Below are 23,888 nucleotides of genomic sequence, written 5' to 3'. Positions count from 1 at the left end.
ATTGGCTATTTCTTGGAGAAATCTGTAGGGACTAAACTGCTGCCGTCCACAATCTCGGCCACGTAGGTCTTGAGCGCAATGTTGTACTGTTGTTGATAAGCCTGGGTCATCTGGCGGGTGAACTCGTCCAGCTTGTCCAGTTTTACCAGGTTGATGGTGCAACCCCCAAAACCACCGCCCATCATGCGGGCACCCAGTACGGCATCAGACTGTTTGGCTCTGTCGGCCAGGAAATCCAGCTCGGGACAGCTTACCTCGTAATCATGCTGCAAACCCTGGTGCGAGGCGAACATTTTCTGCCCAAACGCTTCCAGGTCTCCACGCTCCAGGTCCAGGCAGGCGTCTTCCACGCGCAGGTTTTCCTGCACTACGTACAGACAACGGCGATACACCACTGGGTCAAACTCGTCTTTGTGGCGCTCCAGCATCTGCTCGGTTACATCGCGTAAGCTATTCACCTGCGGGTAGAGTTTCTGAAGCAGGGCTACACCGGTTTCACACTCCTGCCTACGAGTATTGTACTCACTGGAGGCCAGCGAGTGCTTCACCTGCGTGTCGCAGAGCACAATACGATAATCTGTGATGTTGAAAGGGTAGTACTGGTATTCTAGGGAACGGCAGTCCAGTTTCACCACATGATTGTGCTTCCCGAACATGCTGGCAAACTGATCCATGATGCCGCACATGACCAGCGCGTACTCATGTTCGGCCTTCTGGGCCATCTTCACCATGTCAAAGCGTTCTATGCCATAGGCGTACAGATAGTTCAAGGCATAGGCAAGTCCGCATTCCACCGCTGCGGAAGAGGAAAGACCTGCGCCAATGGGAATATTTCCCCCAAACACTAAGTCAAATCCTTTTACTTCATAGTTGGCTTTCTGCAGCTGTGCCACCACGCCCAACAGGTAATTAGCCCAGCCAATATCAGTACGCTGCACGTTGTTGAGATCAAACTCGGCACTTTCCTCCATATCATAGGAGTATGCCCGCATGGTGTTGCTGCCGTTGGGTGCCAGGGCGAAGTAAATTTCTTTGTTGATGGCGGCGGGCAGCACAAAGCCTTCATTATAATCTGTATGCTCGCCAATCAAATTTACGCGGCCCGGCGAACGAGCTACTACCGGCTCTGATTTATATAGTTCCTTGAATTTAGCTACAATGTCTTCAACCATGGTTTCTGCTTTAAGGTCTAAAGGCACAGCACTTTAGTAAATGCTGTGCCTTTAGAGGTAAACGTAATTAAGATGCTTTTGATTAGGTATCTCTTACCAGAAAGAGATGTAAAGGGCTGCTAAGATACCGCAGATCAGTACAGACAATACGGCAAAGGTGGTGGTAGTCTTGAACATAGAAGAATCAATCTCCAGCCCTTTAGGGTTGTTTTTGCTCTTAGGATCCAATAACGTAATGATGATCATCAGCACCATACACACCACGAACACAATACCCATCCGGTCCAGGAACGGAATCTCAGGAAACTGGAACTTAAGGAAGGTAGAAAGCGGAATGGTTAATACTGCCGCGGTTAAGGCCGCCGCAGACGTGGTACGCTTCCAGAAGAAGCCCAGGAAGAAGATGGCAAATACACCCGGAGAAATAAAGCCGGTGTACTCCTGGATGTACTGGAATGCCTGGTCCAGTTTACGCAATTGCGGTACTACCAAGATGGCAATAATGAAGGAAGCCACTACCGTGATTTTACCGAAGCTCACCAATCTTGCCTCAGAAGCGTTCTTGTTGAAGAACTTGCGGTAGATGTCCAGGGTGAAGATGGTAGAAATACTATTTGCTTTACCCGCCAAAGAAGCTACAATAGCGGCTGTAAGGGCGGCAAACGACAACCCTTTCAAACCAGTAGGCAGCAAGTTCAGCAATACCGGGTACGCGTGGTCAGGAATGATATGACCAGCTTCATTCGCCATTTCTGTCTGGAACAAACCGTTCTTGTGCAATACATACGCGGCAATACCGGGCAATACCACAATAACAGGCATCATCAGTTTTAAGAAGGCAGCAAAAATAAGACCGCTACGGGCCGTTTTCAGGTCAGCACCCAACGCGCGCTGTGTGATGTACTGGTTACAACCCCAGTAGTTCAGGTTTACAATCCACATACCGCCAATCAAAACAGAAAGACCAGGTAAGTCCATGTAGGCATCGCGGGTTCCGCCTTCGCCGTTCGGGATCATGATTTCGCCTTCAGAAAGAATCATACTGAAGTGGTCAGCGGCCTCTTTGCGCAGGAAGCCTAAACCGTCCCAGGCACCAGTACCGCCTAATTGGTCAGATACCAGGTCTAGGGCAAGATACGTAGTGGCCAAACCACCCAGCACCAATACAAACACCTGAATTACGTCTGTATAGCCAATCACTTTCATACCACCCAGGGTGATGAAGATAGCGAAGATGGCGCAACCGTACATAGCGTAATCAAAGTCAATGCCGGTAACCGTCTCAATAGCCAGGGCGCCCAGGTATAGGATAGAGGAAAGGTTCACAAACACGTACACCAACAGCCAGAAAACGGCCATAATCGTACTCACCCCATCGTTATATCGCTGAGATAAGAACTGGGGCATGGTGTAAATCTTGTTCTTCAGGTAAATTGGAATGAAGAAGACCGCCACAATGATGAGCGTAAGAGCGGCCATCCACTCATAGGTAGAGATGGCAAGTCCCATGGCGAAACCAGAACCGGACATCCCGATAAACTGCTCCGCAGAAATGTTTGATGCAATCAAGGAAGACCCAATGGCCCACCAGGTAAGGGAACCCTCGGCCAGGAAGTAGTCCTTGGAATCCATCTTTTCTTCTTTTTTCGACCGGTAAATCCAGTAGCCGTACCCCGAGACAATAAAGAAGTAGACCAGGAAGACAATGTAGTCAATGGTTTGTAAGCCCATAGTAGGAGTGTGTAATAGTAGTTTGTTAGTTTAAGTTGATGTATGCAAAAGGTGAAGTTATATTTTTAATTGTATTTTATGTGTCTTTCAGACAAGAAATTACTGTTTTTTCATTTTAAAGCCGTTTTTGTTGCGCAAAGCATCAATACCAAACTAAGGATAGCTTTTTGTGGAGAGGCAGGAAAGTACGTTTCTGCCTGCTAAAGGTGCAGTAATGCATTAGCCAATTCATGCCAAAAACGCATTTTGCTTACAGAAACAGTTAGGCTAGGGTAATGTCCGCGCCAGAAGAACTTCCAACCCGCCAATTACTGGCTTGTTCCAGTCTCTTTCTTTGATTGCCTGAAGTCTTCGCAAAGCAGAGATCGCCTCCACCCTAAAGTGGACTTCTGAACTACCAAGTAGGTTTAAGTGCTGTTTTGCGAAAAGGAGGCCAAAATCACTGGACAACTTCCCGTGCGTGATGAAGCCTTCCTCAACTTTCTCCTGACTTGGGTATGCACTTCCCAAACAATTAACCTATCTGAACTTAGGGATACAAGTCATAAGGCCTATCATCAGCCTGGCTACTTTTATTCTTACTAGCAGAACTGCTAGAAGAACACTTAACCAAGGTGCTCTAAACTGTAGCGGTCCTCATGTTTAGTTCTCCAGTCATAACAAGGAAATAGTTCTGCTCATGCTACAAGGCAATCACGTAAATATATAGCAGAAACTTAATCAAATCCATGAATTTATCTTTTAATAGGTATTGGGTAAATACTTTGGAAAATGAATCTGGTAAGATACATGTAGGAAGTGTTCTATTGACAATTTTATATTTTATAAACAAATTGTAATATTTAGCTAAACAACGCTTAAACTTTCTCTGTTATTAAATCTGTAACGTATACGGGCTAGTGAAATCCATTATTAATATATTTTAAGATAAACTGCTATGTAGATAGTATAAACACCATTATGTTCAGTTGTCATAGGATTGCTTTTGTTCATTCTTAAATCTTAACACATGAAAAGAATTTTACCTATTAATCAAAGGCTTCACGTTACCCAGCCTCCCCAGATAGGGAGGGTAATGAGCCAGTGGATTTATCTGCTGTTGGTGTGCCTATTGGCCTCCACTTTCACGCATGAGGCAAATGCCCAGGGAAGAACCATCACAGGAAAGGTGGTGAGTTCACAAGGCGAAGGATTGGCGGGTGTAACGGTTATTGTAAGAGGCACCAGCACCGGCGCTTCTACTGACGCCAACGGTAACTACACGCTGTCTCTGATAGCCGGACAGGAGAATGGCACCTTGGTTTTCTCGTACATTGGGTATTCTTCGCAGGAGGTGCCCATTGCCGGCCAGACCACGGTGAACGTGACCCTGCAAACAGATGAGCAAACCTTGAACGAAGTGGTGGTGATCGGTTACCAGACCATCCGGAAGGAAGATCTGACGGGCGCGGTTTCTGTCGTGAATGCCAGTGATGCCCGCCGGGTGACCGCCAATACCGTGGCTGAGTCCTTGCAGGGATTAGCCGCAGGGGTTACCGTCAGAACTACCGGAGCGCCAGGGGCAGGAGCTAAGATTGACATAAGGGGTACGGGTACTTTTGGAGCCAATGAGCCTCTGTACGTGATTGACGGCATGCTTTCCAATGCCACGCCAGACTTCAACCCCAATGACATTGAGTCTATTCAGGTATTGAAAGACGCCTCGGCGGCGGCCATCTACGGTTCACGGGCTGCCAACGGCGTGATCATCATTACCACCAGAAGAGGAAAGGAAGGGCCACTGCAGATTGCCGGAAGCGTGAAAACAGGTATCCAGCAGTTCCGGAAACGGTGGGACTTAAGAAACAGCTCTGAGTTTGCCGAACTAAACCGCCAGGCTTACACCAATGTGGGAGCAACACCCCAGACCAGCGTTACCACAGAATTTGACCCTAACGTAGACACAGACTGGCAGGAAGCGTTAATGCGCACTGGTTCTACCCAGGATTATAACCTGAGTCTTTCTGGGGGTAGTGCCACCGGTACATACCTGGTTTCTGGAAACTACTTCAATAACAAAGGCACTATCATTGACAACAGTTTTGAGCGCGCTAACTTCAGGGTGAACACCACGGGAGAACGCGGTAGGTTCTCGTTTGGAGAGTTCTTCCTGTTTTCCTATACCCATGATGATTACCTGGAAGGTAACCCGTTGGTGGACATGCTGCGCATGCTGCCCACTATGCCTATCCAGAGCAGCAGGTATGTGGGACCCAGTAACCCAGAGGGATGGGCCATTGGGGATCAAACTTTTGCTAATACCTTCGGGGAAAACCCGGTAGCCCTGCAAAATCTGTTGCAACGGGACTTATACAGTTACAGAGCCAGAGGAAACGCCTTTGTGGCCTTTGAGATCCTAGACGGCCTGTCTTACAAATTCAACGTAGGGCTGGAATCTAGCTTTGATAATTTCAGAGGCTTCCGCCGCCCAGGTGTAATCCGGCAAAGTACCCCAAATGTGCTGGCCACCGCAGATGAAAACCGGGCGCAGTTCCTCTCCACCTTGTTTGAGCACACCGTGAACTTTGAACGTAAGTTTGGAGAGCACAGCGTGAGTGCCGTAGCTGGGGTTAGTAACCAGATCTTTAGGTACGACCAGATTTATGGCCAAAAGCAAAACCTCCCGTTTAACTCCTCTGGTCAGTATTACACGGTTCTAAACCAGGGCAACAACCCCATTGTGGGTAGTTTCCGCAACGAGTGGGCCATTCTGGGGTATTTAGGGAGGGTTAACTACAGCTTCGCCGATAAATACCTGTTAAGTGCCTCGTTCAGAAGAGACGGAGATTCCCGGTTTGGCCCTAATTACCGCTGGGGTAACTTCCCGTCTGTGTCGGTGGCCTGGCGCTTAAGCGAGGAGCCGTTCTTTACTTTCCCAGCCGTCAGTGACCTGAAGTTGAGAGCCTCTTACGGAGCGCTGGGGAACAGTGAGGTGCTTTCGCCCTGGCAGTATTTCGGGCGTATTAGTCCTTTCCCCAGAGCGGTTTTTGGTCCGGAGCAAACGATCTTCCCAGGAGCGATCAACATTCAGTTAGCTAACCCAGACCTGCATTGGGAGGAGAAGAGAACCACCAACTTTGGGGTAGACGCCTCTTTCCTCAACAACAGATTAAGCGTAACGGCTGAGTATTTTATTTCTACCACCGAAGATGTGCTCACCAATCTACCTGTACCGTTGACCACCGGAAACGCCGCCCCTGCCGGTACCACCAGTGCGCCTCCCGTGAATGCCGCCTCTTTGCAGAACAAGGGGGTTGAGCTTTCTGTCACCCTGCGGAGCGCCGAGAATCCTTTTAAATGGGATCTGAACGTAAACCTTACCCATATCAAAAACGAGGTGCTGGAGCTGGGTAACTTGGGTGCCGGAAGAACCTACATTCAGTTTGGCGATGCCAGAACAGAGGTGGGCCGCGCCATTGGGGAGTGGTATGTGCTCAAGACCGACGGTATTTTCCAAACCCAGGAAGAGGTGGCCGCCCACGGGGTGCAGCCCTGGGCCAAGCCCGGCGACATTCGGTACGTAGATGTGGACGGCAACGGAGTGTTGGATGTAGACAAAGACCGTACCTATGTGGGCAGTCCCTGGCCTAAAATACAAGGTGGGTTAGTCTGGAACGCTTCCTATAACAACTTCAGCTTTTCCATGCAGTGGTACGGGGTGGCCGGAAATAAAATCTACAACCGACCTCGCTTCAACACAGACCGTGGCAATGAAAACGCCTCTTACCGCAGTGATTATTCCCCCTGGACGCCTAACAACACCAATACAGAAGACCCCAGAATCGGGTTCGGGAACACAGATGAAGGCATCCAATACAATGCCAGACCTGACACTGACCGTTGGCTGGAAGACGGTTCCTACCTACGCCTGAGAAACCTGGAAATAGGCTACACCCTGTCACCGGCTCTTTTACAGGGCATTGGGTTGCAGTCTGCCCGGGTAAGCCTGAGCGGCCAGAACCTGTTCACTTTCACCAAATACACCGGGTTGGATCCTGATATAGTGGGGGTTAACATCTTTGAGCGCGGCTTAGACAATGGCCAGTATCCTGCCTTGCGAATTTATTCCCTGGGTGTTCAGTTCGGGTTTTAAGGATGTTAGTACTTGACTTAATGTTTATTGAGAAATGAAAAAGATACTCAACTATATAGTAGCCTTCACCCTTGCTGGCGCAGCCATGGCATGTGAAGACACGTTGGAGATAGAAAACCCCAATGAGATAAGCGAACAGAACTTCTGGCGGTCAGAGAGCGATGCCCTGGCCGGGGTGAATGCTGTTTACGGGGCATTTTACAGAAATGGCACCTACGCGCGTTGGTTGCAGATGTACCTGAACCCCCGGTCAGATGATGGGTTTGCTTCTACCGGTTGGGGAGAATTGCGCAGTACCATTGATTTTACCCAGGTAGACTTAAACTTTGAAGGCACCCGTAATATATGGGACCACCACTACCGGGCTATCTTCCGGTCTAACCAGGTCATCGCCAATGTGCCTGCCATCCAGATGGATGAAACACTGAAGCAGCGGTATGTGGCTGAGGCCAAGTTCTTAAGGGCGCTGCATTACTTTAACCTGGTCACGCTTTTCAGGTCTGTGCCCTTGGTGCTAGAGCCCTCTAAGCCGACAGACTTGCCCAACCAGGCCACTGAAACGGAGGTATGGACCCAGATTGAAAGAGATTTAGCCGAAGCGGCTCCCAATCTGCCGCCTTCCTATGATGCCGCCAACTTGGGCAGAGCCACCAGAGGAGCCGCGTATGCGCTGCTAGGGAAAGCGCATTTACAGCAACGGGAATACCAGCCCGCCTTAGATGCGTTTAGCTGGTTGGTTACTGGCGAAGGCCGAACCTTGTATGATCTGGTGCCTAACTACCGTGACAACTTCCTGCATACCACGGAGAACAACAGAGAATCTGTCTTTGAAGTCCAGTTCCTTGCCCTCCAGTCTACCACAGATGAAGATGCGCCTACCTCTAACCTGGGCAACCAACGGGGGCCTTTCTTCGGCCCCGGCCGCAGAAACCAGGCAGATCCGCAGGCAGGTTTCAATGACATTCAGATGCGCCGGTGGGTTATAGATGAATTCATGCAGGAGAGAACCACCAGCAACGCCGTTGACCCCAGGTTGTACGCCACGGCCATCTATAATGGCAATCCGGGGACCTTCTATGGAAGAACGTTTGACCAACTGGTGCCAGACAACCTCATGCAGAGCGCCTGGTACCGGAAGTACCTGAACGACTACCACAGACTGGACGAGACCTTTGAAGGACCCATCAACTTCAGGGTGATTCGCTACGCGGATGTGCTCTTGATGTACGCCGAGTGCCTGAACGCCTTGAACCGGACCGCCGAGGCTTACCCCTATGTAGACCGGGTACGGCAACGCGCAGGGTTGGCGCGGCTATCGGTGGCTCGGCCGGGCTTGTCTCAGCAGGCGTTCATGCAGCAACTGGAACATGAGAGAATCACAGAGTTAACCGGCGAAAGCACCCGTTGGTTAGATCTGCTCCGGTGGGGCTACCTGGACGATGCTGCCCGCTTGAACCAACTGAAAGCCCGTGACCCTGAATTCAACAACTATGATCAGAACAGGGACAAATACCTGCCTATTCCGCAGAGCGAGATAGACATCAACCCTAATCTGCGACAGAATTTCTAAGCTGAAGAATCCTGCGGGAAGGCTGCACGTGCAGCCTTCTCGCTACTTTTTTTAAGGAGCATGACCAACATGAAGAGAGCAAGAAGAAGTGAGATGAAAGCAGGCAAGGGAAAGGTGTGGCTGCTCATTGGCTGGGTTTTGCTCTTTGCTCAATGCAAAGGCAGTGAGGACGAGCCGGTAACCCCGGTAACGCCAACGCCAGATACAAGCACCACTTTTACCAATCCGCTGATAGGCAGCGGGCCAGATCCGTGGGTGTGGCAGCAAGGGGGCACCTATTATTACACGCACACCCTGGGCAACCGAATTGGCTTAATCAAAACGCTGGCTATCTCGCAGTTGCAGAAGGAAAGGTTTACCACCGTCTGGACCCCGCCCTCTACCGGACCATACTCCAGAAATATTTGGGCCCCAGAAATACACCAGATAGCCGGGAAGTGGTACATCTACTTCGCCGCCGATGACGGTAATGACGTGAACCACCGCATGTACGTGCTGGAAAACGCAGCGGCAGACCCCACCACCGGCACCTGGGAATTCAAGGGAAAACTCACCCCTACTACTGACAGATGGGCCATAGACGGTTCTGTGTTTGAGCACAACGGGCAGCTATACTTTATCTGGTCGGGTTGGGTGGGTTTCAATGACCCGGGCATCCAGCAGATCTACATTGCCAGAATGACCAACCCTTGGACCCTGGAAGGCGACCGCGTCATGATCTCACGGCCAACGCTCAACTGGGAAATGAACGGCCTGGTGAACGAAGGACCCGAGGTGATCAAAAATCCGGCCGGTAAACTCTTCCTGATTTATTCTGCCAGCGGCTGCTGGACAGATGATTATTCTCTGGGAAGATTAACCCTGCGCGACAACGGCAACCCTATGAACCCCGATGACTGGATCAAAGCCCCCACGCCTATTTTAACTACAAAATCAGCCAACAACGCGTTCGGGCCGGGGCATAACGGCTTCTTTACCTCGCCAGATGGCACCGAGAATTGGATCATTTACCACGCTAATTCCTCCAGTAACCAGGGCTGCGGCGACACCCGTACACCCAGAATCCAGAAATTCACCTGGAACCCAGACGGTACGCCCAACTTCGGGGAACCCGTCAAAACCGGTACGCCTATCACCCGACCTTCCGGAGAGGTGAAATAATGCGTTAGTTTGCACCAGGTCATGTCAAAATGAATTGAGGGGGAATTAGTAAAAACAGCCTGAAAACGGAGAGTAGAGAAGCGCCTGTTTTCGGCGGTAGCCGATGGAGGAAACTGTTTTAAGCCTGATTTCCTGAAATAAGGCTTAAAACAGTGCCTGATAAAAGAAAACAAAGTAACCTCTACGTTGCTTCTCACTTGTACGCGTGTACGTTCCAGAAACTGAACTATGAAACGGAATAAACTTTACCTGATAGCTTTTGTTTGCTGCCTGCTTTTCCAGAACTGCGCTAGAAACGGAGTAGCGTCACAAGGCGGTAAACCTAGAGACGTATGGTCTAAAGAGCAGGCCCAAGCCTGGTATGGCAAACAAGGCTTCTTGATAGGCCCCAACTTTTCGCCTAGCACCGCCATTAACCAACTGGAGATGTGGCAAGCCGAAACCTTTGACACCGCTACCATCAATCGGGAGCTAGGCTGGGCCGAGGCGATTGGCATGAACACGGCGCGGGTGTACCTGCATGACCTGCTCTGGCAGCAAGACTCTGTGGGGTTTTTGAAGAGAATGGACACGTTCCTGAACATCGCGCAGCGACACAAAATCAAACCCATGCTGGTGATTTTTGATTCGGTGTGGGACCCGCATCCTAAGCTGGGGAAACAGCGGGAGCCTCGGCCGCACGTGCATAACTCCGGGTGGGTGCAAAGCCCGGGGTACGAGGGTTTGCAAGATTCTACCCAATATCCGCGTCTGGAAAGGTACGTGAAAGGGGTGATAGGGCGATTCGGCAGAGACCAACGGGTGCTGGCTTGGGACATCTGGAACGAACCCTATAACCTCAACGAGGGAGCGGCCTACGGGAAGCAGGAGTTGCCCAATAAACTGGCCTACGTGTTGCCTTTGTTGAAGAAAAGCTTCGTCTGGGCGCGGTCGGTGAATCCGGTGCAGCCGGTGACGGCGGCAGTCTGGGCGGGTGACTGGTCTACGCACCAAGGTTTAAGCCCCATTCAGAAGGTAATGATAGAGGAATCTGACATCATCACCTTCCACAACTATGACAACCCGCAGGAACTGGAAAAACGGATTGTCTGGCTCCAGCGCTACGGCAAGCCCATAATCTGCACCGAGTACATGGCCCGGCCCAACGGCAGCACCTTTCAAAGTTCGCTGCCCATTGCCAGAAAATACAACGTAGGCATGATCAACTGGGGCTTCGTGGCCGGAAAAACGCAAACCATTTACCCTTGGGACAGTTGGGAAAAGCAATACACCGCAGAACCTACCATCTGGTTCCATGACATTTTCAGGAAGGACGGCACGCCCTACCGCCAGGAGGAAGTAGATTTAATCAAAAGTATGACGGGGAAAGCCGCCTCCACTAAGTAAAAATCAAAAGCCTGTCTTTCAAGGCTGGTATCCAGAAAATAAGCGTAAAACCTGTGTACAAGCAGAATGAACCAACGGTATTGTAAGCTTCTAGTAGTTCTCTTTTGCCAGGCATGGCTGCTGGGGTGTAAAACCGGCACCGTTGCGCCTGCGCCCGAAATCAAGGAGACCGCTACTGCAAACAAGTCCCTCTTCTTCACCAATCCTATCGCCGAAGGCGCTGATCCCTGGGTATTGAAGGTGGGGAACGTGTACTATTCCTGCGGAGCCTCCAACAAAGGGATTTACGTGTCCCAATCCTCTAAACTGACCAAACTGGGGGAGCGGGTGCCGGTCTGGAAAGCGCCTGACACTGGTTGGAACGCGCACAATATCTGGGCCCCTGAGATCCATTACCTGCAGGGCAAGTGGTACATCTACTACACCGCTGGCAAAGAACCGGGCGGGCCGTTCATCCACCAGAAGTCTGGGGTGCTGGAGTCTTCCACAGATAGCCCCTTTGGGCCGTACGTAGACAAAGGCATGCTGTACACCGGCGATAATCTGGCCGAGCCGGGCTCTGAGAAATGGGCCATTGATTTGACGCCTTTCTACCTGAACGGACAACTGTACGCCGCTTGGTCGGGGTGGGAAGAGAATGCCTTAACGGATAGAACCAAGCAACATCTGTACATCGCCAAAATGAGCAATCCCTGGACCATCAGCACCAACCGGGTAAAAATTTCATCACCCACGCAGCCCTGGGAAACGGGCGGCGAGCTGGACCTGAACGAGGGTCCCGAGCTGCTGAAGAAAAAAGAGAAAGCGTTCCTGATTTATTCTACCCGCGAGTCCTGGCTCAAAGATTACCGGCTGGGCCAGTTGACCTTGGCAGATACGCTGTCTGATCCCATGCAGCCCCAAAACTGGGTAAAATCAAGCGCACCGGTTTTCCAGGGCACGGAGCGGGTGCTGGGAGTGGGGCATTGCAGTTTCACCACCTCGCCAGATAATTCTGAGGACTGGATTCTGTACCACGCCAAAAAATCTGCCACTCCCGGCTGGCAGCGCGACATCAGAATGCAGAAATTCACCTGGACGGCTGACGGTTACCCCAACTTCGGGCAACCCGTTCCGGCCGGGGTTCCCGTGCCGGTGCCTTCCGGCGAACAGTAGTACCATCTTTGCTTGAACTTACGTAGCGTAATCAGTGCCTTTGCAGAAAAACTCAACCAAACCGTCCGTTCCTTTGCCTATGAAAGCCTATCTCTTCTCCCTCTCTGCCGTGGTGGTCAGCCTCCTGACCTTTTCGTGTAACAAAAATCAAAGCATAGTCTCACAAAGTAGTGCTACAGCGCCGGTTACTTCCACCCAGGCTGTCACTTACCAAAACCCCGTACTTCCCGGCGATTACGCAGACCCGTCAGTAGTGCGCGTAGGCAATGACTATTGGGCCACAGCCACTTCCTCTGAGTGGGCGCCGCTGTACCCTATCCTGCACTCAAAGAACCTGGTAGACTGGGAAACCGTGGGCCATGTGTTCCCCAATAAACTGCCAGACTGGGCTGAGGCGCATTTCTGGGCTCCCGAAATTACTTATGACAAGGGCAAATACTACATCTACTACACCGCCAAAAAGAAAGGCGGCAACCTGTGCGTGGGCGTGGCCAGCGCAACCAAAGCCACCGGCCCCTACACAGATTTAGGTCCTTTGGTCTGCCAGGAAGTAGGTTCCATTGATGGTTTTCCTATAAGAGACGAGAAAGGCGATTTGTACCTCATTTGGAAAGAAGACGCTAACAGCGTGGGCAAACCTACCCCCATCTGGGGCCAACGCATGAACGAGGAAAGAACCGCGCTCACGGGCGAAAAATTTGAATTGTTCCGGAACGAGAAAGGAACCTGGGAGGGTGGTCTGGTAGAAGGCCCGGCGTTGATCAAACGCAACGGTTACTACTATATGTTCTACGCCGGTGATGCCTGCTGCGGACGAGCGTGTACCTACGGCGTGGGCGTGGCCCGAGCCAAGGAGTTAAGGGGACCCTGGGAGAAATACGCCAATAACCCCATCATGAAGAAGAACGAAGCCTGGACCTGTCCCGGTCACGGCACTGTAGTCTCAGACGAAAAGGGCCGTGATTACTTTCTATACCACGCCTACAGCGCCAACAACACCGTGTACCCCGGCCGGCAGGGGCTGTTGGATGAAATCACCTGGGGTGCAGACGGCTGGCCGAAGTTTGAGAACAGTTCTCCTTCCATCACCGCTACGGCTCCGTACAGAACCAACGCCAAAGACGTGATAGATGTCCAGGAGGAATTCACGGCCAGCAAGTTGGCCCAGTCCTGGCAGTGGTTTGTGGAGCAGATGCCTCAGTACTCGGTGCAGTCAGGGCGTTTGCTGTTGCAGGCAACACCAGAGAAGATAGGAAGTGTGTTAAGCCAGCGCACGGTAGAAGGGGCGTACACCGCCACGGCCGCCATCAACCAAAAGCAACTGGGCAGCGGGGTAGCGGCAGGGCTGGCCGCCATTGGAGATCCGCAGAATGCCATAGGCGTATCAGTGCAGAACGGGGAGATTTCGTTGTGGTCGGTGAAGGAAAATAAAGAGACGGTGCATTCCAAAGTTGCCGCCCCGGCTGGAGGTATGTTGCAGTTCAGACTCACCGCCGCCAAAGGAGACCAGCTACAGTTCGCCTGGAGTGCCAACGGCACTACCTGGACTCTCTTGAACGAAGGCAAACCCCTTAACGGTGATTTCCTACCTCCTTGGGACCGGGGCGTGCGCGTGGGCCTCACTGCCAAAGGACCGGCGGGCAGCACCGCCGCTTTTGAGTGGTTCCGGCTAGTTCATTGATTGTTGAAGCAGTTCTTTAGGGGTGTTTTAGGTCTGTTTTCCTGAAAGCAGAACCTAAACACCCTTTTTTTATAGCTGTGTATTTCGGCAGGGCCGACATGCAATTTCAGATGTACGGGTAGTCTCTGATGGTTGCTGATTACGTTTTCTGCTACCGTAGGACAGGTCGCGACCTGTCCGTACATTCTGCATTTTCTGAAAAGGAGCATGGAAAGGGCAGCCATAAGGGATTGCTCCTACGTTTTGCCTTTCAAGGCGGTTTTGCCGAAAAAGCCCTTAATACAACTCGCCTTAAAGAATGTTTTCTGGAATAGCGCGTGGCTCAAGCAACCAAAAGTCTGGTTCAGGGTACTACCTAAGGTTGATGGCTTTCACTCTTTTTTAGGCATGGACAAGGACATAAAACTGGCGGAAGATTATTACAGGTTCCAAAAAAATGAATGGAGAGTAGCCCGGGTGTTCTGGTCTTTGATGGCGATGGTGCTGGTAGCGGCGGCGTTCGGCCTATTTGGGAAAGGTCTGCTGAGTGACAGGAAGGTTACGGCCCATGGTGTTCAGTTTGAGTACACCCGGTTTATGCGGGTTGAAAAAGGGACTGAACTGCACATACAGGTGGGCCAGTTAGGCAAGAATGCTCAAGTCATTTTAAATAATGACTATATCAGAAAAGTAAGGATTGATCAGGTGGTGCCGCAGCCCGTGGCGGTAGAAGTAAAGGATCATAAATTGATCTACACCTTCCATTCGGTGCAAAACGGATTGATCATTTTCTACCTGATCCCTCACAAAACGGGCTCACATCAACTGGACGTAACGGTTGGCAAAGCCCAATTGAAGGCGCATCAATTTGTGTATCTATAACGTCAAATAACGTCAAAACCTGCAGCTATGGAATCAATCGTTTTAAGGGCTCTGATTGTTTATATCATGGTGTTCATTATCCTGCGCATGGCGGGGAAGCGTACGTTGGGCGAGATGACAGCCTTTGATCTGGTGTTGCTTTTGATCATAAGCGAAGCCGTGCAAAATGCCCTGGTAGATGAGGATAAATCCATTACCGGAAGTATGCTGGTGATTCTAACGCTGGTCTTCGCCGATATTATGGTTTCCCTGGCTACCAACAGGTTCAGGTTTCTGGACAGTGTCATCAATGGTATTCCCTTGATCATTCTGGAAAACGGCAAGCCGCTGCTAGACCGCATGGACAAAGCCAGATTACAGGAAGATGATATTCTGGAAGCCGCCAGAAAGTCGCAGGGGCTGGAAAATATGGACCAGATTAAGTATGCCGTGCTGGAAAAAGACGGCTCTATCAGTATCATCCCTTTCCACCTGAATGAGCAGGGCATTAAGCCTGATATTATCAAGGAAGAATAGCTGGAGAACCAGCGGAAACAAAGGGAAATTACGCCTCCATACCCGCGGTAAGGTGCTGGTAGTCTTTGATCACGGTTTTCAGGAACTCGCGGTCTGTTAGGTTGGGCTGCACGCCCATTACCTCTTTGGCCCGTTCCGCGATGCGTTGTAACAGCGTTTCATTTTTGTGTTCAATGGCTTTGGAAAGCAGCTTTCTGATCAAAGCCATGTCTTTGTCTGAGAGAACGGCTACCTCGGGGAAGACAAGGGTGTAGTTTTCTTCTAACGGTACCTGAAACAGATTCTGTCTCTTCACGGGCGTAGTTTTAATCACACAGGTACCCGCCGCCAAATCACCTACCCGTTGGCCTTTCCCGTTAATGGCAATAGTAGCGATGGCCACAATGCCGTAGAACCAGATATCCAGAATCCGGAAAAGCCACCGCAGCAGGTAATCACCCAGACTAGGTGATTGGCCGTTCAGCTTGATGACTTTGATGTCTTTGGCTCTTTTCCCCAGGCTTTGCCCGTTCAGGAAGATTTCGCAGAGCAGATGATAGAAGGTGATGGGCACCATGGCAAGTACCACCATGCCTATAATAGCACTTTTAGAAGTGTTGCCGGAGGCAAAGACCAGGGAGAAAACGATGGAGCAGCAGATAATCCAGCCAAAAACCACCACAGCATCAATCAAATACGCCAGAATTCTATCTCCCACACTGGCAATGGCGTATTCTACCTCCACATTCTGGGTAGTTTTAATCTTGATGGTGTCCATTTAAAAGAAAATCTGCTTTAATAAGTAGCCTAAGTTAGATATATTTGGAAGGAAACAAAAGCACGAGGCATGCGCGAGGCCGCTTTCATCAAACAGAATTCAGCTAAATGGAAACGGTACGCCACAGAACCCACGGCCAACCCAGATGAGTTGGCCGATAGGTTTATTGAGCTAACCGATGATCTGTCCTTCGCCCGCACGTTCTACCCAGATTCTGACAACACAGATTATCTGAACAGCCTCACGGGCAAAGTCCACCAGACCATTTACCGCAACAAGAAAGAGAAGAGTAACCGGTTGGTGCTGTTCTGGAAGCAGGAATTGCCTTTGCTGTTCCGGCAATACCACCGGCAGCTGTTTTTTGCGTTTCTCATCTTCGCGTCGGCCTGTTTTATTGGGGCGTTATCGGCGGCGTATGATGACACCTTCGTGCGGCTTATTCTGGGCGACCAGTACGTGAACCAGACGCTGGCCAACATCAAGAAAGGCGACCCCATGGCGGTGTACAAACAAACCGATGAAGCCACCATGTTCCTGGCCATCACCTACAACAACATCAAGGTAGCGTTTATGGCCTTTGTTATGGGTTCTTTGCTTTCTGTGGGTACTTTCTGGATTTTGCTGCAAAACGGAGTCATGCTGGGCGCTTTCCAGTACTTTTTCTACAAACAGGGCCTGTTGCTCACCTCGGTGCTCACCATCTGGATTCATGGTACCCTGGAGATTTCGGCCATTATCATTGCGGGGTGTGCGGGTTTTGTGCTGGGCAACAGCCTGCTCTTCCCCAAAACTTTTTCCCGCATGGAGTCTTTCCGGCAAGGGGCCAAACACGGGCTCAAAATTGTGGTGGGGCTGGTGCCTATTTTTATCATGGCCGGTTTTCTGGAAGGTTTTGTGACTCGCCATACTCAGATGCCGCTGTATGCCAGTCTCTTTATCATCGGGACTTCGGCCGCGCTTATTGTCTTTTACTTCCTGTTATATCCTTACTGGCTGCAAGCCAAATTATCTGCTCATGAAAGACCAACTGATGGAGTTTAGGCTGGAGCGCGATACCGGGCAGAAAATAAATGCCACTATCGGGTTTCTCCGGCAGAACTTCAGGCCGCTTTTTACCTGCATTTTGTGGTACGTGGTGCCGTTTGCGGTTCTGTCCGCTATTTTCTCGGGCATTTACCAGGGTGCCCAACTAAAGGCCCTATCCGGAACGGAGCGCTACGGTTCTCTGGGCGCCTTTGCATTTGCCCAAAGCCTGCTGTCTCTCCAATACTGGGTCAGCCTGTTTTTTACGTTGGTGGGGTTTGTGCTGCTGTGCCTGACGGTCTACTCGTACATGCTGCAGTATAAACAGAACCAGGGACAGGTAGAAACCGCCCAGGTCTGGGAAAGCGTCAAAAGCAATTTCATTCCCTGCCTGTATTCCAGCGTGGGCGTAGGACTCATGATAGCGTTGGCTTCGTTGCTGCTGTTGCTGCCGGGTATCTACGTGGCGGTGGCGTGTAGTATGTTCATCATGGTCATGTTGCACGAAGAGGTAGGTTTTCTGGATGCCGTGGAGCGTTGTTTCTACCTGGTTAAAGGCCACTGGTGGTCTAGCTTCGGATTTCTGTTGCTGATGTTCTTGATACAGGGAATAGTGGGGTTTGCGGCCTCTTTGCCGGCTATTGTAGTGTACGTTCTCCGGATTCTGCACTTGCCGGGCGGCGAAAGTGATGTATTGTTGGTAGTAGCCACCGCCTTTACCACCTTCATCAGTTTGCTCCTGTATGTTCTCACCATTACCTCCATCGCATTTCTGTATTTCGATCTGGTAGAGAAAAAAGAAGGCATAGGTCTGCTGGAGCAGGTAAACCAAATAGGTGCCCAATCCCGCGCCTCGGCCGGAACTGACCTTTATTAAGCTGTGTTCGTGCGTTTCTGTCTACTCGTTTTTGTGCTGTTTCTCTGGAATTGTGCCTTAAACGGAACTGCGTTTGCCCAAACTACGGCCCAGACTTCCGCTCCGGTGGCTCCTGTGCCTTTGGAAATTCGCTACCCTAATCCCGAGAAGTTAAAGGAGTTCCGTGCAAACAGAGATTTCCAGTACCAGCAAGATGTACGTCCCGATATGTCTTTCTGGGAGCGTTTCTGGCGCAAAGTGGGGAACTACATTTCCAGGTTGCTGACCTCTAAATCATACGACAGCTTTTGGAAGTACGTGCTGTACGGCATCGCCATTGGTACCACCGTGTTTGTAGTTCTGAAACTGTTTCAGGTTGATTTTGTAGGCTTGTTCGGCAGAAAACCAGCCGCTGCCGCTATCACCTATGAAACGTACCGCGAAAACATCCATGAAATAGATTTTCAGGCGCTCTTGGAAGAAGCCGAAGCCCAAGGCGATTACCGGCGGGCCATTCGGCTGTACTACCTGCGTACCTTGAAAACCCTCACCGACCAAGGCCTGATTGACTGGAAACCGGGGAAAACCAACTGGAGCTATGTGAACGAACTGAAAAGCTCTCCGCTGAGAATGCCGTTTGAGCGCGTGACCCAACTGTTTGAATACGTCTGGTACGGCGGCACTTATTTAGACCAGCAAAAGTTTGAAGTGGTGCGCCAATCGTTTCAGAAGTTTACCCAGTCTTTTTCCAAAACGGCATGAAAAACTACCGTTCCTACGCCCTGGGGTTAGGCCTGCTGTTCGCCGTTTTTGTGGTGGTGGAATATTATCGGCCCAAGCCGATTGACTGGAAAGAGACTTTCTCCAACAAAGACAAGATTCCGTATGGCACCTACGTGCTCTTTGAGCTGCTACCCGATTTGTTCAAAGAACAGCCGGTCACGTCTGTGCGGTTGCCTATTGTGAACCAGGTGGAGGAATCTGTTTTAGGCCCAGATAGCGCAAAACAGCCCATAAACTACATCTTTGTGAACTCGGCTTTTCAGGTAGATAAGCTGGAACTGGAGGCGCTCCTTCAATTTGTGGAGGCGGGGAATGACGTGTTCATCAGTGCGCATCGGTTTTCCCCTCGGTTTCAAGATGCCTTGGGTTTCAAAGTAGAAGACTCCTCAAAACCGAAGCAGGATTCTTTAGGCGTTCTCTTCACGCACCCACAACTTCAAAAGGTAAAACCGACGGTCTATGCGTGGCAGAAAGTAAACAAAATCCTCACCTTAGATTCTGACCTGAAAACAGTAGTGCTGGGGAAGAATACCGCCGGAGACACCAACTTCGTGCAAATCAATTACGGAAAAGGTCGCTTCTTCATCAGTTCGGTGCCCTTCGCTTTTACCAATTACCACGTCATTGAACCGAGGCAAAATAAGTATGCCGCGCTGAGTTTGTCACATTTGAAAGTACAGCCCGTTTGGTGGGATGAGTACCAGAAGCAAGGCCCCGCCGGGAGTGGCTCGGTGTTCAGGGTGTTGCTCAGCCATGATGCCTTGGCCTGGGCGTATTACCTGACCTTGGGTAGCCTGCTCATTTTTGTGCTGTTTGAAAGCAAACGCACCCAGCGTATTATTCCCGTTCTGGAGAAACCCAGAAACACTACGCTGGAATTTGTGCGGGTCATTGGCAACCTGTACTTTAATTCCCAGGACCACCGCGGCCTGGCCGAAAAGAAAATTACGTATTTTCTGGAGTACCTGCGCCTGCACTACCATGAAAATACCAATGAACTGGACAAAGAACTACAGGACCGGATTACCCAAAAATCAGGGGTACCAGCTTCAGCCATGGCCGAGCTTTTCCGGGTGATTAGGTATGTAAGGTCTACCGCCAGCCTGGAGGAACAGAACCTTTGGCAACTCAATACACAATTAGAAAGCTTTTACCGGCAAGCCACCCGCCGTTAACTCAATATGATGGAACCACTAGAAGACGCCGCCCTTGGGCTGGCACCTACTACAGATTTCTCTGCGTTGCAGGAAGCCGTAGAACGCATTAAAATCGAGCTTAAGAAACGGATTGTGGGGCAGGAAGCCTTCATTGACCTGTTGCTGGTGGCCATCTTAGCCGATGGGCACGTGCTTATTGAAGGCGTGCCCGGCATCGCCAAGACGCTCACTGCCAAACTGCTGGCCCGCACCATTGACGTAGGCTTTAACCGTATTCAGTTCACCCCAGACCTCATGCCCTCAGATGTGCTGGGTACGTCGGTATTCCATCCGGGTACGGCCACGTTCCAGTTCAAACAAGGCCCCATCTTCTCTAACCTTGTCTTGATTGACGAGATAAACCGGGCCCCGGCCAAAACGCAGTCTTCTTTGTTTGAGGTCATGGAAGAACAGCAAATCACCCATGACGGTACCCAATACCCTATGGCCGACCCGTTCCTGGTGCTGGCTACCCAAAACCCGATTGAGCAGGAGGGAACCTACCGCTTGCCGGAGGCGCAACTAGACCGCTTCATGTTTAAGATTCTGGTGCATTATCCGTCTTTGGAAGAGGAAGTGGCCATTCTGGGCGTACACCACCACCGGCCTGCGTTGCAGCGCGAGGTAGACGAAGTACAGCCGGTGCTCAACGCAGGTCAAATATCCGCCTTGCGGAAGCAGGTGCAGGAGGTACACGTAGACCCTAAAGTACTGGAATACATTGCCAGCCTGGTAGTACAGACCCGTGCGAACAAATCTCTGTACCTGGGAGCTTCCCCGCGCGCTTCCTTGGCATTGCTGAACAGCGCCAAAGCCTTGGCCGCCATCAGAAACCGTTCGTTTGTAACGCCCGAGGATGTGCAGGAACTGGCTCCAGCGGTGCTTCGGCATAGAATCCTGCTCACACCCGAGCGGGAAATGGAAGGCGCCACCCCAGACGATGTCATCAAGCAAATCATTCAGAAAACCGAGGTTCCCCGCTAGTGTTCTTTCTATGCTACTATGGCGCGGAAGTTACTTCCGTGACTTTCTTCTAAGTCGGTAAGTCACGGAAGTAACTTCCGCGCCATAGTATGTTTACAACCCTTTTTTCGCAAATCGACCCTAAAATCCCGTCGCTAGTGTCCTTTCTCCGCAGCCTGTATTTCACCAAGTACTTTTACTATGCCGTGTCTGGCCTAGTAGGCTTGTTTGTGCTGGCGTTCTTTTTTCCGGCTTTCCTGTTTCTGGTGAAGATTCTGCTGGGCGTGTTGGTGCTGTTTGTGGGCATGGATATGGCGGCCTTGTTCCGTCACCCGCAGGGAGTGATGGCGTCGCGCAGTATGCAGGAAAAACTCTCTAACGGAAGTGAGAACCCGGTGTACCTGTACGTGGAGAACTATTACGCTTTTCCGGTGCGGGTAGAAGTAATAGAGGAATTGCCCTTTCAGTTTCAGAAGCGCGATGCCAGCTTTCTGGTGCAGATTCCCAAAGGCGAGACGCACGTGATTGAATACCTGCTTAGGCCGGTGCAACGCGGCGTGTACGCTTTTGGAGCCACCAACGTGTTCGTGAACGGGCCTTTGCACCTGACCCGCCGGCGCTACCGCTTCGGGCAGGGGCAAGAAGTGCCGGTTTATCCGTCGTTTATCCAGTTGCGGCAGTATGAGTTTCTGGCGGCCTCGCAGCACCTTTCGGCCATGGGTATCAAGAAAATGCGGAAAGTGGGGCACAGTGCGGAGTTTGAACAGATCAGGTCTTACGTAGCCGGTGACGACCAACGCACTATCAATTGGAAAGCCTCGGCCCGTAAATCTGAATTGATGGTGAACCATTACCAGGACGAGAAATCGCAGCAAGTGTATTGTCTTATTGACAAAGGCCGTGTGATGGAAATGCCCTTCGCCGAGTTGAGTTTGCTGGACTACGCCATCAACGCTTCCTTGGTGCTGTCTAACGTGGCGCTGCGCAAAGAAGACAAAGCGGGCTTAATCACGTTCTCAAACCACATCAGTTCGGTGCTGCCCGCCGAGCGCCGTGCCTCCCAACTACAGAAAATTCTGGAAGTACTCTACAACCAAACCACCAAATTCCAGGAAACCGATTTTCAGCGGCTATACGTCACCATTCGTTCTAAAATAAAGCAGCGCAGTTTGTTGCTCCTGTTCACCAATTTTGAAACCCTGAACGGTGCCAAACGCCAGTTGCCGTACCTGCGCAAATTAGCCAAACACCACCTGGTACTGGTGGTCTTCTTCGAGAATACTGAAACGAAGGAGTTATTGGAAAAACCCGCCGAAAACCTGGAGGAAGTTTACCTGAAAGCCATCGCGGAGAAGTTTGCCTATGAGAAACGGCAGATCGTGAAGGAATTTACGGCCCACGGCATCCATTCAGTGTTAACCCCACCCGACAAACTCACCGTCAACGCCATCAACAAGTACCTGGAATTTAAATCGCGCGGGTTGCTGTAGTGACAGGGTTCTGTAACGGCGCCCACTCGTTTTGGCTAGTTTTAGAAAAAAAGAGCGTAAAACTGCGCCAGCCAGAAAGTACATATCTTTCTTGGCTGCTTTAGAAGAAGTGGAAAGTACGATTCATCAAAAAGCTACTGACAGATTTTACTTGTCAGTAGCTTTTTGATGTGGTGGGGCAGTAAGTTGAAGTCCTTTTATACTCTTGCTACGTTAGGATTCCTTACGTTAAGATTCTCCGGAGATCTGCTGGAATTCGCTTTCTTCTTTGTCTTTTTCCTTTTGTTTAACCACACCAGAAACCCGGTGACAGGCAGGCTGGCGCAGATCAGGCTGATAAAGAAAGCCAATACCTTGCCCGGCAACCCCCAGACGGCTCCTATGTGGAGGTCATAGTTGAGCAAAGACAATTTATCGGCGAAGCCGGCTTCATCGTAACGGTCGCCTTGTACCCTGAACAGCTCCAGCGTGTACTGGTCATAGTAATATTCGTTTCGGTTATACCAGGAGCCATGGTCCTGGTACGCGATAATCTCCAGAGCATCATCCTTGTCCTTCAGAACTGGCGTCATGTAGAAACCCTGCGCGTCTGGTTCTACGGCAATGGTTTTGTACCAGGCCCTGTCCAGCGCAGATACGGTGTTGTTGGCCAGCAGCGCCGCCTGGGTGGTATCTGAATGCGGATGGTGGTGATCGGGTTTCTCTTTTCCGCCGGAAGTGACGTAGTACAAGCCGTCTTCAAACCAGGTAAAGCTCCAAACCAAGCCGGTCACGCCCAACGCCAACGCCAGTAACAAACTGTAGAAGCCTAGCACATTGTGCAGGTCATAGTTCACCCGTTTAAAGCTGCCGCTCCATTTGATCTTAAAGCTTTTATCACGGTTAGATTTGTTCCATCTTTTGGGCCACCACATGACAAGGCCGGTCACCAGCAGCACCAGAAAGATAAGCGTACACACCCCCACAATAGGGCGGCCAATGTTGTACGGCAGCCAAAGGGCGCGGTGCCCATCAATAATAAACCGGAAGAAATCAAATTCGCCCTGCCCAATGGACTTCTGCTTCTGTAGGAATTGACCGGTATAAGGGTTCAGGAAAATGGCTGTGAAACTGCGTTTCCCATTCTCAAAGCTGCTGAAACCCACGGCCGCCGCTTCCTCTCGGTTGCTGTACGTAAGGCCGGTGGGCTCTGCGCCGGGCATGTACGCCAGGGCAGTGTCTAGCAGTTGGCTGGGCGGCACAAAAGCCTTCTCCTGCACTTCCACAAACCGCCAGGGCTCCAGGGCATCTTTGATTTCCTGCTGAAAAGCGTAAAAACAGCCCGTAATGCTCACAATAAACACCACAATGCCAGACACCAGCCCCAGCCAGAGGTGAAGCCAATCATTGATGCGTCTTGCTACGCTGGGGTTGGTTGCTTTTTTGCCTTTCATTTGGTTGGAGAATTAGGGAAAT

General features: G+C 50.9%; 18 protein-coding genes. 14 read left to right on the top strand and 4 right to left on the bottom strand.

The annotated features are described in order from the left end of the window. Window positions 1–5 precede the first annotated feature (5 nt). Entirely contained in the window at window positions 6–1,172 is a 1,167-nt protein-coding gene (locus ACY0JR_RS03795) for a galactokinase (RefSeq protein WP_462632549.1), read from the bottom strand. A gap of 93 nt (window positions 1,173–1,265) precedes the next feature. Next, window positions 1,266–2,903, bottom strand: coding sequence for a sodium/sugar symporter (locus tag ACY0JR_RS03790; protein WP_462632548.1), 1,638 nt, complete (start codon window positions 2,901–2,903; stop codon window positions 1,266–1,268). Between the two features lie 1,009 nt (window positions 2,904–3,912). Here ACY0JR_RS03790 and ACY0JR_RS03785 point away from each other — a divergent pair. From ACY0JR_RS03785 to ACY0JR_RS03750, 8 genes are all read left to right on the top strand, one after another. Continuing rightward, window positions 3,913–7,035: a SusC/RagA family TonB-linked outer membrane protein gene (locus ACY0JR_RS03785; RefSeq protein WP_462632547.1), complete on the top strand. Its 3,123-nt coding sequence runs from the start codon at window positions 3,913–3,915 to the stop codon at window positions 7,033–7,035. A gap of 34 nt (window positions 7,036–7,069) precedes the next feature. Continuing rightward, window positions 7,070–8,605: a RagB/SusD family nutrient uptake outer membrane protein gene (locus ACY0JR_RS03780; protein WP_462632546.1), complete on the top strand. Its 1,536-nt coding sequence runs from the start codon at window positions 7,070–7,072 to the stop codon at window positions 8,603–8,605. 69 nt (window positions 8,606–8,674) lie between these two features. Further along, the gene (locus ACY0JR_RS03775) at window positions 8,675–9,766 is read left to right on the top strand and encodes a glycoside hydrolase family 43 protein (protein ID WP_462632545.1); all 1,092 of its coding nucleotides are present in this window, start codon (window positions 8,675–8,677) and stop codon (window positions 9,764–9,766) included. Window positions 9,767–9,994: 228 nt separating this feature from the next. Then, window positions 9,995–11,152: a cellulase family glycosylhydrolase gene (locus ACY0JR_RS03770; RefSeq protein ID WP_462632544.1), complete on the top strand. Its 1,158-nt coding sequence runs from the start codon at window positions 9,995–9,997 to the stop codon at window positions 11,150–11,152. Window positions 11,153–11,218: 66 nt separating this feature from the next. Beyond that, window positions 11,219–12,307, top strand: a complete 1,089-nt coding sequence (locus ACY0JR_RS03765) for a glycoside hydrolase family 43 protein (protein WP_462632543.1) — start codon at window positions 11,219–11,221, stop codon at window positions 12,305–12,307. 79 nt (window positions 12,308–12,386) lie between these two features. After that, window positions 12,387–13,988 (top strand): family 43 glycosylhydrolase, encoded by a 1,602-nt coding sequence (locus tag ACY0JR_RS03760; protein ID WP_462632542.1) that lies wholly within the window; start codon window positions 12,387–12,389, stop codon window positions 13,986–13,988. Window positions 13,989–14,375: 387 nt separating this feature from the next. Further along, complete coding sequence (locus ACY0JR_RS03755; protein WP_462632541.1) at window positions 14,376–14,849, top strand: hypothetical protein; 474 nt, start codon at window positions 14,376–14,378, stop codon at window positions 14,847–14,849. A 27-nt stretch (window positions 14,850–14,876) separates the two neighbouring features. Then, window positions 14,877–15,365 (top strand): DUF421 domain-containing protein, encoded by a 489-nt coding sequence (locus tag ACY0JR_RS03750; RefSeq protein ID WP_462632540.1) that lies wholly within the window; start codon window positions 14,877–14,879, stop codon window positions 15,363–15,365. A gap of 28 nt (window positions 15,366–15,393) precedes the next feature. Here ACY0JR_RS03750 and ACY0JR_RS03745 read toward each other — a convergent pair whose 3' ends face one another. Beyond that, entirely contained in the window at window positions 15,394–16,122 is a 729-nt protein-coding gene (locus ACY0JR_RS03745) for an RDD family protein (RefSeq protein ID WP_462632538.1), read from the bottom strand. A gap of 69 nt (window positions 16,123–16,191) precedes the next feature. On the opposite strand from ACY0JR_RS03745, the gene ACY0JR_RS03740 reads away from it, so the two are divergent. From ACY0JR_RS03740 to ACY0JR_RS03715, 6 genes are all read left to right on the top strand, one after another. Further along, window positions 16,192–17,163, top strand: coding sequence for a stage II sporulation protein M (locus tag ACY0JR_RS03740; RefSeq protein WP_462632537.1), 972 nt, complete (start codon window positions 16,192–16,194; stop codon window positions 17,161–17,163). Then, window positions 17,138–18,022 (top strand): hypothetical protein, encoded by an 885-nt coding sequence (locus ACY0JR_RS03735; RefSeq protein ID WP_462632536.1) that lies wholly within the window; start codon window positions 17,138–17,140, stop codon window positions 18,020–18,022. Before ACY0JR_RS03740 ends, ACY0JR_RS03735 begins: the two co-directional genes overlap by 26 nt. A gap of 9 nt (window positions 18,023–18,031) precedes the next feature. Further along, window positions 18,032–18,763, top strand: a complete 732-nt coding sequence (locus ACY0JR_RS03730; protein WP_462632535.1) for a DUF4129 domain-containing protein — start codon at window positions 18,032–18,034, stop codon at window positions 18,761–18,763. Then, the gene (locus ACY0JR_RS03725; RefSeq protein WP_462632534.1) at window positions 18,760–19,959 is read left to right on the top strand and encodes a DUF4350 domain-containing protein; all 1,200 of its coding nucleotides are present in this window, start codon (window positions 18,760–18,762) and stop codon (window positions 19,957–19,959) included. Before ACY0JR_RS03730 ends, ACY0JR_RS03725 begins: the two co-directional genes overlap by 4 nt. A gap of 6 nt (window positions 19,960–19,965) precedes the next feature. Beyond that, window positions 19,966–20,964 (top strand): AAA family ATPase, encoded by a 999-nt coding sequence (locus ACY0JR_RS03720; RefSeq protein ID WP_462632533.1) that lies wholly within the window; start codon window positions 19,966–19,968, stop codon window positions 20,962–20,964. A gap of 89 nt (window positions 20,965–21,053) precedes the next feature. After that, entirely contained in the window at window positions 21,054–22,433 is a 1,380-nt protein-coding gene (locus ACY0JR_RS03715; RefSeq protein WP_462632532.1) for a DUF58 domain-containing protein, read from the top strand. A gap of 197 nt (window positions 22,434–22,630) precedes the next feature. On the opposite strand, the gene ACY0JR_RS03710 is transcribed toward ACY0JR_RS03715, so the two are convergent. Next, complete coding sequence (locus ACY0JR_RS03710) at window positions 22,631–23,866, bottom strand: PepSY-associated TM helix domain-containing protein (RefSeq protein WP_462632530.1); 1,236 nt, start codon at window positions 23,864–23,866, stop codon at window positions 22,631–22,633. Window positions 23,867–23,888: the final 22 nt, after the last annotated feature.

Source organism: Rufibacter sp. JT3400010, from assembly GCF_054956755.1.
This window is presented reverse-complemented; position numbering and strand designations above follow the sequence as displayed.

Coding starts and splice junctions, on each gene's coding strand:
- ACY0JR_RS03795 (WP_462632549.1), bottom strand. CDS start 1,172: ATGGTTGAAGACATTGTAGCTAAATTCAAGGAACTATATAAATCAGAG.
- ACY0JR_RS03790 (WP_462632548.1), bottom strand. CDS start 2,903: ATGGGCTTACAAACCATTGACTACATTGTCTTCCTGGTCTACTTCTTT.
- ACY0JR_RS03785 (WP_462632547.1), top strand. CDS start 3,913: ATGAAAAGAATTTTACCTATTAATCAAAGGCTTCACGTTACCCAGCCT.
- ACY0JR_RS03780 (WP_462632546.1), top strand. CDS start 7,070: ATGAAAAAGATACTCAACTATATAGTAGCCTTCACCCTTGCTGGCGCA.
- ACY0JR_RS03775 (WP_462632545.1), top strand. CDS start 8,675: ATGAAGAGAGCAAGAAGAAGTGAGATGAAAGCAGGCAAGGGAAAGGTG.
- ACY0JR_RS03770 (WP_462632544.1), top strand. CDS start 9,995: ATGAAACGGAATAAACTTTACCTGATAGCTTTTGTTTGCTGCCTGCTT.
- ACY0JR_RS03765 (WP_462632543.1), top strand. CDS start 11,219: ATGAACCAACGGTATTGTAAGCTTCTAGTAGTTCTCTTTTGCCAGGCA.
- ACY0JR_RS03760 (WP_462632542.1), top strand. CDS start 12,387: ATGAAAGCCTATCTCTTCTCCCTCTCTGCCGTGGTGGTCAGCCTCCTG.
- ACY0JR_RS03755 (WP_462632541.1), top strand. CDS start 14,376: ATGGACAAGGACATAAAACTGGCGGAAGATTATTACAGGTTCCAAAAA.
- ACY0JR_RS03750 (WP_462632540.1), top strand. CDS start 14,877: ATGGAATCAATCGTTTTAAGGGCTCTGATTGTTTATATCATGGTGTTC.
- ACY0JR_RS03745 (WP_462632538.1), bottom strand. CDS start 16,122: ATGGACACCATCAAGATTAAAACTACCCAGAATGTGGAGGTAGAATAC.
- ACY0JR_RS03740 (WP_462632537.1), top strand. CDS start 16,192: ATGCGCGAGGCCGCTTTCATCAAACAGAATTCAGCTAAATGGAAACGG.
- ACY0JR_RS03735 (WP_462632536.1), top strand. CDS start 17,138: ATGAAAGACCAACTGATGGAGTTTAGGCTGGAGCGCGATACCGGGCAG.
- ACY0JR_RS03725 (WP_462632534.1), top strand. CDS start 18,760: ATGAAAAACTACCGTTCCTACGCCCTGGGGTTAGGCCTGCTGTTCGCC.
- ACY0JR_RS03720 (WP_462632533.1), top strand. CDS start 19,966: ATGATGGAACCACTAGAAGACGCCGCCCTTGGGCTGGCACCTACTACA.
- ACY0JR_RS03715 (WP_462632532.1), top strand. CDS start 21,054: ATGTTTACAACCCTTTTTTCGCAAATCGACCCTAAAATCCCGTCGCTA.
- ACY0JR_RS03710 (WP_462632530.1), bottom strand. CDS start 23,866: ATGAAAGGCAAAAAAGCAACCAACCCCAGCGTAGCAAGACGCATCAAT.